Raw genomic sequence first — 14,464 nt, forward strand, 5'->3', positions numbered from 1 at the left:
CCCCCGTGCGCATCCTCGTCCACGACTACTCCGGGCACCCCTTCCAGGTCGAGCTGAGCCGCGAGCTCGCCCGGCGGGGGCATGCCGTCACCCACTCGTACTGTCCCGGCTGGGTGTCCGGCAAGGGACACCTCGTCGCCGAGCCCGGCGAGACCCTGACCTTCGACCCGGTCGGCCCGACCGAGCCGATCGCCAAGGACCGCTTCGTCCGCAGGGTGCTCGTCGAGGCGCTCGTCGGCTGGGAGCTGATCCGCCAGGTCCGTCGTACCCGCGCGCAGACGGCGATGCTGTCGAACGCGCAGATCCCGACCCTCGTCGTCTTCGCCCTCGGCATGCTCGTGCTGCGGCGCAAGTGGGTGCTCTGGCACCAGGACGTGTACGCCGTCGCGGTGAAGTCGTTCGCCGGCGACAAGCTCGGCCGGATGTTCCGTGTGGTCGCCGCCGTCTTCAGCGTCGCCGAGAGGTGGGTGTCGCGGCGGGCGTCGGAGATCGTGGTGATCGCCCCGTCCTTCGTCCCGGTCCACGAGGAGTGGGGCACCGCGGACAAGGTGACCGTGATCCCGAACTGGGCCCCCCTCGACGAGATCCGCCCGGTCCCCCGCAAGAACGACTGGGCCACCGAACAGGGCCTCGACGACACCGCGACGCTCCTCTACTCCGGCACGCTCGGCCTCAAGCACAACCCGACGCTGCTGGTGGGCCTGGCCCGCGAGGTGATCGACGCCGGCCGGCCGGTCCGGCTGGTCGTCGTCAACGAGGGACCCGCGGTGGAGGTGATCCGCGCCGAGGCCGAGCGCCTCGACGTGCCGGTGACCCTGCTGCCCTTCCAGCCCTACGAGCGGCTCTCCGAGGTCCTCGGCAGCGGCGACATCCTGGTGGTGCTGCTCGAGCAGCAGGCAGGCGCCTTCTCGGTGCCGTCGAAGACGTTGTCCTACCTGTGCGCCGGCCGCCCGGTGCTCGGCATGATGCCGTCGGAGAACCTCGCCTCGGCGCTCGTGACCCGCGCCGGCGGCCTGGTGGTCGCCCCCGACGCGGAGGCCCTGCCCGGCGCCGCGGCCTGGGCGGCGGGCGTGCTGGCCGACGACGAGCTCCGGGAGGAGCTGGGCGAGGCGTCCCGCGACCTCGCCGAGCTCGAGTTCGCCCTCGCCGGGTGCGCCGACCGGTTCGAGACCATCCTCGAGCGGAGCAGCCGGTGACGGGTCCCGTCGTCCTGGTCGGCCCGAAGACCCGGCTGGGTCGCGAGGTCGTCGCGCAGCTCTCCGGCGCGCCGCTGCTCGCCGTCGCCCGCGACGCGGCCGACGCGACCGTCGTCGCCGGATTGCCGGGCCTCGACCCGTCCCGTGTCGTCGACGCCGGTGCCGGTCAGCTCACCGAGCGGATCGCCGCCCTCGGCGACGGCCCCGTGCGCCTGGTCGTCACCGCGCTCGGCCCCGTGCATCCCGAGACCCCCCGGACGTCGTACGACGCCGCGGGGGTGGTGCGCGACCTGGGCTTCGTCGAGCAGGTGCTCGCGGCGGGCCGGCCGGTCCGGATCGTGCTGGTCTCGACCATCCTGGCCCTCGCGCCCGGCGCCGACCGCCGCTACTACGGCGGCTGGAAGGCACTCGTCGAGCAGCAGCTCCAGGAGCTCGTCGACGAGTGCAACCGCCGCGGTGGCCGGGCGAGCCTCTCGGTCCTCTACCCGGGCCGGCTCCTCGACGCCGCGGAGCGCCGTGGGCGCCTCCGGCTGCACACCAGCTACCAGTCGCTGGCCGCTCGCGCGCTGGCCGCCGGGAGCACGGACCGTGGGGTCGAGCGCACCGTTGGAATTGATTCTCGGATTTGGTTCTTGGTGAGGAGTATCTCTTTAGCACTTCGATCGTTGACGCCTTCAACGAGACGTTCCGTTCCGCCACCCCCCGAGCCCGGCGAAACGGACTAGTACTTCTCCGGGGAAGGTGGGTAGTCGATGCGGACGAAGCGTGTGTTCGACCTGTTCGTGGCCATCACCGCAGCCGTCGCGTGGGTGCCGGTTCTACTCGGATCAGCCCTCATGGTCCTCGTGATGTCGGGCCGTCCGGTGTTCTACCGGTCGAACCGCTGGGTGCGGTCCGGCCAGATGGTGCGGACGGTCAAGTTCCGCACGATGGTCAAGAACGCCGACAAGCTGGTCAACCGCCAGACGGTCCCCGTCGAGGGCGTCCGGTTCCTGAACATCCCGCCCGACTCGCCGCTCTACACGCGGCCGGGCCGGATCCTCGAGAGCCTGGGGCTCACCGAGATCCCGCAGCTGATCCACGTGGTCCGCGGCGAGATGAGCATCGTCGGCAACCGGCCGCTGCCGGAGAACGTCATGCAGTGCCTGCGCGACGAGTACCCCTACGCGGAGGACCGCTTCCTGACCCCCGCCGGCCTGACCGGTCCGGTCCAGCTCGTCGGCCGCGACTCGCTCAGTGACTCCGAGCGGCTGCGCATCGAGGGCGCCTACTGCCGCGCGGTCATGCACGGCTACCGCCTGCGCCTCGACTTCACCGTCCTGCTCTCGACCGTGCTGATCGTGGCCCACATCAAGCAGCCCCTGGACTACCAGGGCGTGATGGACCTGATCGACCGCCACACCAAGCCGACCCGCGAGCGCCGCCACCGCGAGGTGCTCGTCGAGGACGCCCGCGCGACCGACGTCGCCTGACGCTCCACCCCTCCACCGCAGGGACACGACGAAGGCCGCCCCCCATCGGGGGCGGCCTTCGTCGTACGTCGGGGGTGTCGTACGTCGGGGGTCGCGGCCGGGCGCCGCTGGTTTGCGTCATACGAAGCGAGCGCCCTGGCGACCACTTCGCATGACGTCTCCTGCGAGGGTCGTCGACGGCCCCGGGACGTCATACGGATCGGTCGTCCGAGCGACCACTTCGTATGACGCAGACCCGGAGCAGCCGACGCCGACCCGGAGCCACCGACGCAGACCCGCAGCCGGCCGACCCGAGCCGTCAGAGGGCCAGGCGGTGCCGGAAGTAGTCGATCGTCTCGCGCAGGCCGTCCTCGAGCGCCACGGTCGGCTCCCAGTCCAGCTCCTTGCGGGCGAGGCTGATGTCGGGGCGCCGCTGGCGCGGGTCGTCGGACGGCAGCGGGCGGTGCTCGATCCTCGACGGACCGCCGACGAGCCGGATGACGGCCTCGGCGAGCTCCAGCATGGTGTTCTCGGTCGGGTTGCCGACGTTGACCGGGCCGGTGAAGTCCGCCGGGCTCTCCATGAGCCGCCACATGCCCTCGATGAGGTCGTCGACGTAGCAGAAGCTGCGGGTCTGCTGGCCGTCGCCGTAGATGGTGATCGGCTCACCGCGCAGGGCCTGCACGATGAAGTTGCTGACCACCCGGCCGTCGTCGGGGTGCATCCGCGGGCCGTAGGTGTTGAAGATCCGCATCACCTTGATCTCCAGCGAGTGCTGCCGCCAGTAGTCGAAGAACAGGGTCTCCGCGGCGCGCTTGCCCTCGTCGTAGCAGCTGCGGATGCCGATCGGGTTGACCTTGCCCCAGTACTCCTCGACCTGCGGGTGCACCTCGGGGTCGCCGTACACCTCGCTGGTGCTGGCCTGCAGGATCCGCGCCCGGACCCGCTTGGCCAGCCCGAGCATGTTGATGGCGCCGTGGACGCTGGTCTTCGTGGTCTGCACGGGGTCGCGCTGGTAGTGGATCGGCGAGGCCGGGCAGGCCAGGTTGTAGATCCGGTCGACCTCGACGTACAGCGGGAAGGTCACGTCGTGACGCATCAGCTCGAACCGGTGGTTGCCCAGCAGTCCGGCGATGTTGTCCTTCGTGCCGGTGTAGTAGTTGTCGACGCAGAGCACGTCGTGGCCCTCGGCGACCAGCCGATCACAGAGGTGGGAGCCGAGGAACCCGGCGCCTCCCGTCACGAGCACCCGCATGTCAGTTCCTCGCCATCGTCTTGGGGGGTTCGGTGGTGGCCGCCGCGGCCGGCGTGGCCTCGGTCGTGCCGTCCTGGTCGTCGGCTGAGAGCCAGCAGATCGCGGCCAGGCACATCGGGATCCACAGCGTGCGGTCGTAGAGGCTCGGGATCAGCAGACCCCAGCCCATGTAGCCCCACACGGTGTAGCAGAGGCGGCGGTAGGGGCTGGCGCCGAACAGCGGCCGGGCGAAGGCGAACATCACGAGCAGGAACCCGAACAGCCCGAAGATGCCGACGCCGACGGCGACCTGCAGCACGTTGTTGTGGATGTCGAAGAGGTCGATCAGCCCGTCCCCGAAGAACGGGCTCGCCCAGAACCGGTCGACACCGCTCTCGAGCCCGGCGGTGCGGGCCTGGTCGGACCCCGACGCCGAGCCGCCGCCCAGCAGCCGGTCGATGGCCGAGGTGTCGCCGGTGAGCCGCAGGACGAACGGCAGGGCCGCCACCAGGGTCGCGCCGCACACGGCGTAGAAGAAGCCGGTGATCGCCGAGCGCTCCACGATCGGGATCATCACGACGAGCACCGCGACGACGATCGTGGCGCCCCGGCTGCCGCTGAGCAGGATCGAGATCCCGGTGAGGCCGGCGAAGCCGAGGATGACGGTCCTCATGACCCAGTGCTGGTACTCGAAGAACAGGAAGATGAGCAGCGCGATCGCCATGATCGCGGCCTCGGCGAAGTAGTTGGGGTGGTTCGTCATGCCGAAGTGCCGGCCCTGGGCGGTGATGCCGCCTGTCAGGATGCCGCCGGCCCAGCTGGCCATGTGGCCGAGCACGTAGGTCCATGCCAGCCCGCGGATGACCGTGCGGCTCGGCCGCCACAGCAGGATCGCGATCGGGAAGGCGATCATCACGATCAGCCAGAAGACGAGGGCGAAGGCGCTCTCGAGCGAGCGTTCGGAGCGCAGCGTCGCGACCATGCCGAACGCGAAGACGATCACGATGCCGACGATGTAGGTCAACGGCAGCTTCAGCCGGCCCCGGAGCATCTCCGGGAGCAGCAGCGCGAAGCCCACCACCAGCAGCGCGTCGGTCGGCGTGATCGTCGCGCCCTCGGGAGCCAGTCCCTTGTACGCCGGCGCCGTGAAGAAGGCGCCTGCCAGCGTGAGGATGCCGAGACGCGTCGAGCCGAGGACGCTCAGCAGGGCGACGTACAGCGCGACACCGACGGTGACCAGCGCGGTGACCAGGTCGCCGGTGTTGGCGAGGTAGACGAGGCCGACGAGGAGGGCGACGGTCACGAAGGTGATCGCGGCGTTGCTGCCCGCAGGCGCGACGAAGGGCCGGGCCACCTGCTGGGGGCGCGCGGTCGTCTCGTTGGGCACTGCTCTCCTCGGTCAAGCGGCGTCGGACGTCGAAGGCGACCGACCTCGGGGAGTCTAGTGGTCACCCCGGAAGTTGTCCGGGAATGCCCGGTGCTCCGGGTGCGTGCATCGCCAGGCGGCGGCACGACGGCATACCGGTCTCCGATGGTGGGGGCTTGCCGGTGTCCGGCCGGATCAGCCGCCGGCGAAGGGCGGCAGGAACTCCACCGTGTCCCCCGGCCGTACGACGACCGCGGCCGGGTCGCCCGAGGAGACCGGCCGCTCCCCCACCAGCACCGAGCACACCCGGACGACGTCGCCGAACCGGCCGCCGGGGTGGCGGCGGACCACCTCGTCGCGCAGCTCGACCAGCGTCATCGGTCCGCCGGCGTCGACCGTCTCCTCCGCCACACCGGCAGCGGAGCGGGCAGCGGCCCAGTAGCGGACCCTGATGACCTCGGTCTCATTCACCGTCGCGACCCTTCCCGGTTGCCGTGCTGTTTCGCTATCCTTCCCTACACGAAAACCGGCCGGGGCCCAGCGTTGCGTTTCGGTCTCTCGACACGGTCCTGCATGACCTGCAGGTGCCAGTGAGGAGACCCAGGTGAGCACTCTTCTGCTCCTGACCAGTGCCCTTCAGCCTTCCGCGGAGGTGCTGCCCGGCCTCGCGCTGCTCGGCCACCACGTGAAGATCCTGCCGGCCGAGGGCAGCGCCCTGCTCGAGGCGCCCGAGGCCGACCTGCTGCTCGTCGACGGGCGCCAGGACCTCGCCGGGTCGCGTGACCTCTGCCGGCTGATCCGCACGACCGGCACCGACGTGCCGGTCATCCTGGTCGCCACCGAGGGTGGCCTCGCCGTGGTCAACCACGACTGGGGCATGGACGACGTCGTGCTGCACACCTGCGGTCCGGCCGAGCTCGAGGCGCGCATCAAGCTCGCCATCGGCCGGCTCACCGCCGCGCGCGACGCCGCCGACCCGGACGCCCACGTGATCCGCTCGGGCGAGGTCGTGGTCGACGACGCGACGTACACCGCGAAGGTCGGCGGGCGCGTGCTCGACCTCACCTTCAAGGAGTTCGAGCTCCTCAAGTTCCTCGCCCAGCACCCCGGGCGGGTGTTCAGCCGCCAGCAGCTGCTCCAGGAGGTCTGGGGCTACGACTACTTCGGTGGCACGCGCACCGTCGACGTCCACGTGCGGCGGCTGCGCGCCAAGCTCGGCCCCGAGAACGAGACGCTGATCGGCACCGTCCGCAATGTCGGCTACCGCTTCGTGCTGCCGTCCAAGGACAGCGCGGCGGAGGCCGACGCGGCCCGGGTCGCCGAGCGCGAGGCCGCCGCGGCCGAGGGTTGAGGAGCGTCGGCTAGGGCCGAGCCTGCGAGGTCGGAGTGACGCGTCCCGGAACCCGGTCGTTGACCTACGACATCGGCCCGATCACGACGTGTGCCCCTTCTCGTCGAAGTGGTCGGAGAGGTGCATGAAGCGCAGCACCTCCTCGCGCAACGCGGGTCCCAGCTCGCCCCAGCCGTCCTTGTACCCGTAGACCGACGCCAGTGAGCGGGCGTCGTAGTCGCCGTTGAAGATGTCGACGTCGGCGCAGGTGATCAGCGACGGGTGCGCGACGCCGACGGCGGCCGACACCCGGGTGAGCTCCTTGCGCAGTGTGCGCAGGTAGACCGCGGCGCGCTCCGCCTTCGACACCGGGTCCAGGCCGCGCACGAGCCACGGGTTCTGGGTCGCGACGCCCGTGGGGCAGTGGTCGGTGTGGCACTTCTGGGCCTGGATGCAGCCGATCGAGAGCATCACCTCGCGCGCGACGTTGATCATGTCCGCGCCGAGGGCGAACGCCACCGTGGCGTTGTCCGGGAGTCCCAGCTTGGCCGAGCCGATGAAGGTGACGTCGTCGGTCAGGCCGAGCTCGGCGAAGGTGCCGTAGACCCGCGAGAAGCCCATCCGGTAGGGCAGCGAGACGGAGTCGGCGAAGATCAGGGGCGCCGCGCCGGTGCCGCCCTCGCCGCCGTCGACGGTGATGAAGTCGACGCCGCGCTGGCGTGGCTCCATCAACCGGACGAGCTCCTCCCAGAAGTCCATCGCGCCGACGGCCGACTTGATGCCGACCGGCAGGCCGGTCTCCGCGGCGAGCATCTCGACGAAGTCGAGCATCGAGTCCACGTCGTGGAAGGCGGTGTGCCGCGATGGCGAGGAGCAGTCCTTGCCCACCGGGATGCCCCGGATCTCGGCGATCTCCGGGGTCACCTTGGGCGCCGGCAGCAGGCCGCCGAGGCCCGGCTTGGCACCCTGGCTCAGCTTGATCTCCAGGGCCTTGACCGGCGCCGACTCGACCATCGCCTTGAGACGCGGGAGGGAGAAGTTGCCGTGCTCGTCGCGGCACCCGAAGTAGGCCGTGCCGATCTGGACCACCAGCTCCGCCCCGTTGCGGTGGTACGGCGAGATCGAGCCCTCGCCCGTGTTGTGCAGGCAGCCCGCGGCGGCCGCACCCTTGTTGATGGCCGTGATGGCGTTCGAGGACAGGGACCCGAAGCTCATCGCCGACACGTTGACCACGGACCCCGGACGGAACGCCTTCGCGCGGCCGCGGGGACCACCGAGGACCTTCGCGGCGGGCAAGGTCCAGTTGTGGTCCTGGTCGCTCGGCAGCTTGTCGGCGAAGGTGCGCTGCTTGATGTACGCGTGGCCCTGCGTGTGCTCGACGTCGACGTCGGTGCCGAAGCCGAAGTAGCTGTTCTGCTCCTTGCTGGACGCATAGATCCAGGTGCGCTGGTCGCGGCTGAAGGGCCGCTCCTCCTCGTTGCTGGTGACGATGTACTGCCGCAGCTCCGGCCCGATCGTCTCCAGCCAGTACCGGGCGTGGCCGATGACCGGGAAGTTCCGCTGGAGCGCGTGCCTCTTCTGGACCAGGTCGCGCACGGCGACGGCTCCCAGGGCCACGGCTGCCCCACCTACCGCGTGGCTGAGCTTCATGGGGCAGGTCTACCGTGTCGCCCTGTCGCATGTAAACGGTGGGAAACGTCGAGCACCGGGGCCGGTCCGGGGCGCTGTCCCCGGCCGTCGCCGCGCGAGATAGCGTCGAGACGTGCCCCCCGAGACGTTCCTGACCGGTCCCGCCGCGCTCGCCGCGATCGAGGCCGTCGCCGCGGCGGCGGGCATGTACGACGGCGCGGAGCCCCTCGACGAGGCCGCCCTGCTGCGTCTCAAGCACCACGGGCTGGACGGCCTCGACGCGCACGTCACGACCGACGGCTTCGCGCTGCGGCGGGGCACCGAGGTCGACCTCGTCGTCGCGCCCGAGGCCCGCGGCCGAGGCCTCGGCGCCCGGCTGGCCGACCTGGCCGTCGCCGCCCCGGGCGAGCTGACCGCGTGGTCCCACGGCGACCACCCCGCGGCGCGCACGCTGGCCGACCGGCTCGGCTTCGCCCGCGCACGGGAGCTGTGGGTCATGAGGCGCCCGACCGTCGTACCCCTGCCGGCGGTGGCGACGCCCGACGGGATCCGCATCCGCGACTACGGCGACGGCGACGCCGACGCCCTCCTCGCGGTCAACGCCGCGGCCTTCGCCCACCACGCCGAGCAGGGCGCGCTCGACCGCGACGGGCTGGCCGAGCGGATGGCGGAGCCGTGGTTCGACCCGGCCGGCCTGCTCCTGGCCGTCGACGACGACGGCGAGCTCCTCGGCTTCCACTGGACCAAGCAGCACGACCAGCACACCGGCGAGGTGTACGTCGTCGGCATCCAGCCCACGGCCCAGGGACGGGGCCTGGGCCGGCTGCTCACCGTCGCCGGCCTGCAGCACCTCGCCTCCCGAGGGGTGGCCGAGGTGATCCTGTACGTCGAGTCGGACAACGCGCCCGCCCGCCACGTCTACGAGAGCCTCGGCTTCACGCACGCCCCGGCGGACACGCACGTGCAGTACCGGCGGGCGTGAGCGCCGTGATCTGGAACATCCCGCGTAACCAAGCGACTGCTGAGTAGATTTACCTTCCATGAGCTCTGTCACCGACGACGAGCCCGGGTCCGAGGACTCCGGGCTCGACGAGTCGCGCTCGGGGCGCGGCAAGGGACGGAGGGGACGGTTGTGGCGCCGCCACGACAAGGAGACCCCCGTCGTCGGTGAGCTCGACGACGACGACCTTCAGGAGCTGCTGCGGCGCAGCCACACCTCCGGCATGGTCGAGGGCGAGGACGCGCCGGAGCCGACGGCGCCGGCGACCCACGAGCCGGCGGCCGACCTGCTGGACGAGGCCGACCCCGACAACATCGCCGTGCGCGTGGGCAGCCGCACCGGCCCCGCGGCGACCGCGCCCGATGACGTCGACGACGTCGACTGGCGCGCCCTGGTGTCACCCGCCGAGGAGGCCGCAGAGGCTGGCGACGTCGACGGGGCCGACGAGCAGGCGGAGGAGCCGAACCTCACCGCCGTGGACGACGCCGTGGGGGACGCCACGGACGAGGTCGAGCCCACCGCGGACGACGAGGCACCCGTGGACGACGAGGCACCGGTGGACGAGGCACCGGTGGACGAGGCACCCGTCGACGCAGCAGTGGCCGAGGAGGAGTCCCCGGCAGAGGAGACGCCCGCCGACGAGGCCGACGCCGACGAGCCGGCCGGGACCGACGAGGACGAGCCGGCCGAGGACGTCGACTCCGACGACGGTCCCCAGGGCGAGTCCGACGACGACTGGGCGGCGTTGATCGACCGCGCCGTCAGCCGCGAGGAGCCGGCACCGACCGAGGGCGGCCTGGCCGCCCGGATGGCGCGGGTCCGCCAGGACCCGTCGCTCGCCGAGTACAACGGCGAGGCGCCGCCCGCGTGGCCCACGCCCGAGCCGCTCGCCGACAGCGACGGCAGCACCATCGCCGGCGACGACTGGTCGGCGATCATCTCCCGCGCGACCCGGCCCGCGGTCGCGGACCCGCTGACCGACCCGCTCACCGGCCCGCTGGAGGAGCAACCCGTCGACGACGTGCTCGACGAGGCCGCCGACGCCCCCGCGCCGGACCCGCTCACCGATCCCCTCCCCGACCCGCTGACGGACCCGTACGACGAGCCGTCCGACGCCGACGACGCCGGCGACCAGCCTTCGACGGAGGCAGCCCACGACGAGGCCGTCGATGTCGTCCCCGAGGCCCACGGCGACGCAGCCACCGAGGCCGACGAGAAGCAGGCCGCTCCCGCGCCGGCGGCCCGCGCCACCCCGGGCGACCACCACACGACCGACGAGGAGGCCGGCCAGCGGGTCATCGCGGCCGCCGTCGACGGAGGTTTCGCCGAGCCGACCCCGGTCCCCGCGCCGAAGGGCCTGGCGCGGCTGCGCCGCCGCAACTCGCCCGGTTCCGCGCCGCGGCCCGAGGCGCGACCGTTGCAGGACTTCGTCGAGCCGCCCCTGCTCGAGGAGCCGATCCCGGACATCGACGGGCCGCCCGACGTACCGCGTCGCCCCGCCGAGGTCCTCGCCCAGGCCCGTGCGGAGATCGAGGCCGAGCTGGCCCCGGCCGTCGACACCGACGAGGAGACCGCCGAGGGCGTGACCGAGGCCCCGGCGAACGCCGACGTGGTCGCCGCCCTGGCTGCCCGGATGCGACGCGACGCGGAGCTGGCCGCCGCCGAGCAGGCCGCGGAGCGGTTCGCCGCCGAGGAGGCCGCCCAGCGGGCCCACGAGGCGCGTGCCGAGGCCGACCGACTCGCCCAGGAGCAGGCGCAGACCGCCGAGACCGCCCACCGCGCCCGCGCCGAGGCCGAGGAGCTCGCCCGCGCCGAGGCCGCGGCCCGTGAGGCCGCCGAGCGGGCCGCCCGTGAGCGCGCCGAGCTCGCCGACGCCGAGTCCGCCCGCCGCGAGGAGGCCGAGCGCCACGCCATCGCCCAGGCCGAGCTGGCCGCGGCCGCCCACGCCGAGCGTGAGGCAGCCGAGGCCCGCGCCCGCGAGCAGGCCGACCTCGCCGCCAGCGCCGCTGCCGCCCGGCAGGAGGCCGAGACGGCCGCGATCTCGTACGCCGACGCCGCGCGCCAGGCCCACGAGGAGCGCGCAGCGGCCGAGGACCGCGCCCGGGTCATGGCCGAGGCCGCCGCGGTCAGTGCCGCCGAGCACGCCGAGTTCGCCCGGCGCATGCTGGAGGAGCGCGAGGCCGCCGAACGCACCTCCGCCGAGATCGCCCAGGCACGAGCCCTCGCCGAGGAGGCCGCCCGCCAGCAGGCCGCGCTCGCGCAGGAGGCCCACCGCGCCGCGGAGGCCGCCGAGGAGCGTGCCCGCCTGCTCGCCGAGCAGGCAGCGGCCAGCGCCGAGGAGCACGGCGCCCTCGCCCGCCAGGCCGTCGACGAGCGTGCCGCGGCCGAGAACGCCGCGGCCGACCACGCCCGCCTCGCCCAGGAGGCCCACCAGGCCCGTCAGGCCGCCGAGCAGGCAGCGCTGGAGCAGGCCGAGCTCGCCCGGATCGCGCTCGAGACGGCCGAGGCCGCCGAGCAGCGCTCCGAGGAGGCCGCCGCGCGCGCCTCCGAGCAGGCCGCCGCGCGCGTCGCCGCCGACGAGTCCGCGGCCCAGCAGGCACAGCGCGCCCAGGAGGCGCACGAGGCCCGTCGACTCGCCGAGGAGGCCGCGCGCGAGCAGCTGGAGCTGGCGAGCGAGGCGCAGGCCGCCGCAGCCGCTGCCCACGCCTCCGCCGCCGCGCTGGCCGAGGAGAAGAAGGCCGCCACCGAGGCGCTCGCGCTGGCCGCCGAGTTCGCGGCCGAGGCCACCCACGCCCGTACCGAGGCCGAGGCCCGCGCCGCCAGCGCCCTCGCCGAGCTGGAGCAGGCCGCCGCCGCCCACGTCAGCGCCCTCGAGAACGTCCAGGCCGAGCTCGCCCAGGCCCGCGAGGCCGCGCTCGAGCACGCACGCGCCCGGGTCGAGGCCGAGCAGGCGGCCGCCGAGCAGGCGCAGGCCCGAGCCGCCGCGGAGGCCCGCGCGATGGAGCTGGCCGAGGAGCGCGAGCGCGCGCTCGAGGAGGCCACCCGGGCCCGCGAGGCCGCCGAGGCCCGTGCTGCCGAGCTCGCCCGGGCGCGCGAGGAGGCCATCGCCGAAGCGCTCCAGGCGCGCCTCGACGCCGAGGCCAACGCCACTGCCCAGGCCCAGGCCCGCGCCGACGCCGAGACCCGTGCCAGCGAGCTGGCACGCGAGCGGGAGGAGGCGCGCGCCGAGGCGGCCCGCGCCCGCGCGGAGGCCGAGGCCAACGCGTTCCACCTCGCCGACCAGGTCGCCCAGATCCGCGCCCGGCTCGACGCGCACGACGAGGCCACCCCGACACCGGTGCCGGTCGCCCACTTGGCCGCCGCGCCCGTCGAGGAGCCGGTCGTCGAGGAGCCGGTCGCCGAGGAGCCCGTCGCCGAGGAGCCCGTCGCCGAGGAGCCCGTCGCCGAAGAGCCCGTCGCCGAAGAGCCCGTCGCCGAAGAGCCCGTCGCCGAAGAGCCGGTCGCCGAAGAGCCGGTCGCCGAAGAGCCCGTCGCCGAGGACCCCGTCGCCGAAGAGCCCGTCGTCGAGGAGCCCGTCGCCGAAGAGCCCGTCGCCGAGGAGCCCGTCCACGAGCCGTACGTGCTCACCTCGGTCGAGGACGACGGCTCGGATGCCGGCATCCTCGAGGACGACGACTCCTACCTCGTGGCCTCGGCCGAGACCGTGGACACGGCTCCTGAGACCCCCGTCGCCGAGGAGACGCCCGTCGTCGCGGCCTTCGAGCGGCCGCGATCGCTCGTCGAGCAGTGGCGGGCCGGCATCGAGCCGGTCGACGAGGCCATCGAGCCCGAGCCGATCGTCGAGCCCGAGCCCGAGCCGATCGACGAGCCCGAGCCCGAGCCGATCGACGAGGCCATCGAGCCCGAGCCCGAGCCCGAGCCCATCGTCGAGCCCGAGCCGGAGCCCGAGCCGATCGTCGAGCCCGAGCCCGAGCCGATCGACGAGATCGTCGAGCCCGACGTCGAGCCGGTCGACGAGATCGTCGAGCCCGAGGTCGAGCCCGTCGACGAGACGACCGTGATCGAGGTCGCCGAGGAGCCCGCCGCCGAGGAGCCCGCCGCCGAGGAGCCCGTCGCCCTGCGCAAGCGGCCCTCGCACCACGACGCCGGCCGCGAGGCGGTCGCCGCGTTCGCCGAGGCGCCGGCCACGGACCGCAAGCGGATCCCGTTCCACTCCAAGCGCGGCAGCGGCAGCCTCGCCGTGGTCGCCCTGCTGATCGCGGTCGCCTGCGCGGCCGTGGTCGGCCAGATGGCGTGGAAGAAGACGATCCTGGACGACATCCCGTTGAGCGCGACGCTGACCGCCGTCGCCACCGTCCTCCTGCTCTTCGCCCTGCGGGCGATCAACAGCACCCGGGTCGTGGCCATCGACGAGCACGGCGTGCTCAAGGTGGCGGTCGGCGACTTCAGCAGCCAGTTCGACCTGACCAGCCCGAACACCAAGATCGAGCTGACCGGGACGCCGGGCTCACGAAACTGGCGCGTCAACATCCTGCGCCGCAGCATGTCCCCCGTCGCCATCGACAGCCGGATGGTCGACGCCCACACCTTCCTGGAGGCACTGCGGCAATGGCGACCGGACCTCTAGGGACTGACCCCGCCGCGGATCCTGCCGCGGACACCGCCGCGCTCGCTGCCGAGCGCGACGCCCTCGCCCGCCGCTGCGCGGACGCCGAGGCCCGGGTCCGGGACCTGACGGCCGAGCTCGCCGACGCCCACGCCCGGATCGCGTCGTACGAGAACGCCGACGGTGAGCACCTCTCCCTGTTCGACGGTACGACGGACGACCGCATCACCGGCGACGGTAGCGACCCGCGGGTGCTGTCGCTCGTCCTGGGCGCCACGGCCGTCGTCTCCGGCATGGTGGCGCTGCTGGCGCTCGTCAACGGCAAGCTCGGGACGCCGTTCGGCTTCATCATGGTCGCGCTGACCCTCGGCCTCGCCTGGGGCGCGGCCCGGACCAAGGTGGTCCCGGTCGAGGTCAGCGTCGTGCGCGGGATGGTCTACATCCAGCAGGGTGAGTCGTCGCACCGCTTCGACCTGCGCAAGCCCGAGACCGCCGTCGACATGGTCGGCCGTCCCGGCGACGCGGGCTGGGCGGTCCACTTCGGCCGCCGCGGGATGGACCCGTTCGTGATCGACGCCTCGATGGTCGACCCGGACCACTTCGCGCGGCAGGTGCGGGAGTACCGCCCCGAGCTCTGACGGGGCCCGGGCGC

11 protein-coding genes are annotated in these 14,464 nt (G+C 73.1%); 7 read left to right on the forward strand and 4 right to left on the reverse strand.

Annotated features, from left to right (window positions below; translation table 11 throughout):
- Positions 1-5 precede the first annotated feature (5 nt).
- The 3 genes from AC2YHB_RS15455 to AC2YHB_RS15465 are packed head-to-tail and all read left to right on the forward strand — an operon-like array spanning position 6 to position 2,668.
- A complete protein-coding gene (locus AC2YHB_RS15455) occupies positions 6-1,196 on the forward strand; it encodes a glycosyltransferase family 4 protein (protein WP_179648062.1) in 1,191 nt (396 codons plus the stop codon).
- Complete coding sequence (locus AC2YHB_RS15460) at positions 1,193-1,921, forward strand: hypothetical protein (protein ID WP_179648063.1); 729 nt, start codon at positions 1,193-1,195, stop codon at positions 1,919-1,921. Before AC2YHB_RS15455 ends, AC2YHB_RS15460 begins: the two co-directional genes overlap by 4 nt.
- A 27-nt stretch (positions 1,922-1,948) precedes the next feature.
- Positions 1,949-2,668: a sugar transferase gene (locus AC2YHB_RS15465; protein WP_036550875.1), complete on the forward strand. Its 720-nt coding sequence runs from the start codon at positions 1,949-1,951 to the stop codon at positions 2,666-2,668.
- A 298-nt stretch (positions 2,669-2,966) separates the two neighbouring features.
- Here the strand turns inward: AC2YHB_RS15465 and AC2YHB_RS15470 are convergent, their stop codons facing one another.
- The 3 genes from AC2YHB_RS15470 to AC2YHB_RS15480 all read right to left on the reverse strand — a co-directional run bounded on the left by AC2YHB_RS15470 (position 2,967) and on the right by AC2YHB_RS15480 (position 5,718).
- Complete coding sequence (locus AC2YHB_RS15470) at positions 2,967-3,902, reverse strand: UDP-glucuronic acid decarboxylase family protein (protein WP_036550872.1); 936 nt, start codon at positions 3,900-3,902, stop codon at positions 2,967-2,969.
- Between the two features lies 1 nt (position 3,903).
- Positions 3,904-5,268, reverse strand: a complete 1,365-nt coding sequence (locus AC2YHB_RS15475; protein WP_179648064.1) for an O-antigen ligase family protein — start codon at positions 5,266-5,268, stop codon at positions 3,904-3,906.
- Between the two features lie 174 nt (positions 5,269-5,442).
- Entirely contained in the window at positions 5,443-5,718 is a 276-nt protein-coding gene (locus tag AC2YHB_RS15480; protein WP_179648065.1) for a MoaD/ThiS family protein, read from the reverse strand.
- Positions 5,719-5,851: 133 nt separating this feature from the next.
- On the opposite strand from AC2YHB_RS15480, the gene AC2YHB_RS15485 reads away from it, so the two are divergent.
- A complete protein-coding gene (locus AC2YHB_RS15485; protein ID WP_036550867.1) occupies positions 5,852-6,598 on the forward strand; it encodes a response regulator transcription factor in 747 nt (248 codons plus the stop codon).
- Positions 6,599-6,679: 81 nt separating this feature from the next.
- Here AC2YHB_RS15485 and AC2YHB_RS15490 read toward each other — a convergent pair whose 3' ends face one another.
- Positions 6,680-8,194, reverse strand: a complete 1,515-nt coding sequence (locus AC2YHB_RS15490) for an FMN-binding glutamate synthase family protein (protein ID WP_308645491.1) — start codon at positions 8,192-8,194, stop codon at positions 6,680-6,682.
- A gap of 145 nt (positions 8,195-8,339) precedes the next feature.
- On the opposite strand from AC2YHB_RS15490, the gene mshD reads away from it, so the two are divergent.
- From mshD to AC2YHB_RS15505, 3 genes are read left to right on the forward strand one after another with little or no spacing between them, the layout of a single operon-like run.
- Entirely contained in the window at positions 8,340-9,188 is an 849-nt protein-coding gene (gene mshD, locus AC2YHB_RS15495) for a mycothiol synthase (RefSeq protein ID WP_308645492.1), read from the forward strand.
- A 58-nt stretch (positions 9,189-9,246) separates the two neighbouring features.
- Positions 9,247-13,833 (forward strand): prolipoprotein diacylglyceryl transferase, encoded by a 4,587-nt coding sequence (locus AC2YHB_RS15500; RefSeq protein ID WP_487354243.1) that lies wholly within the window; start codon positions 9,247-9,249, stop codon positions 13,831-13,833.
- On the forward strand, positions 13,815-14,450 hold the full coding sequence (locus tag AC2YHB_RS15505) for a hypothetical protein (RefSeq protein ID WP_036550864.1): 636 nt from the start codon (positions 13,815-13,817) through the stop codon (positions 14,448-14,450). Before AC2YHB_RS15500 ends, AC2YHB_RS15505 begins: the two co-directional genes overlap by 19 nt.
- The last annotated feature ends 14 nt before the right edge of the window (positions 14,451-14,464 follow it).

The organism is Nocardioides sp. SRI_004 (assembly GCF_057586415.1).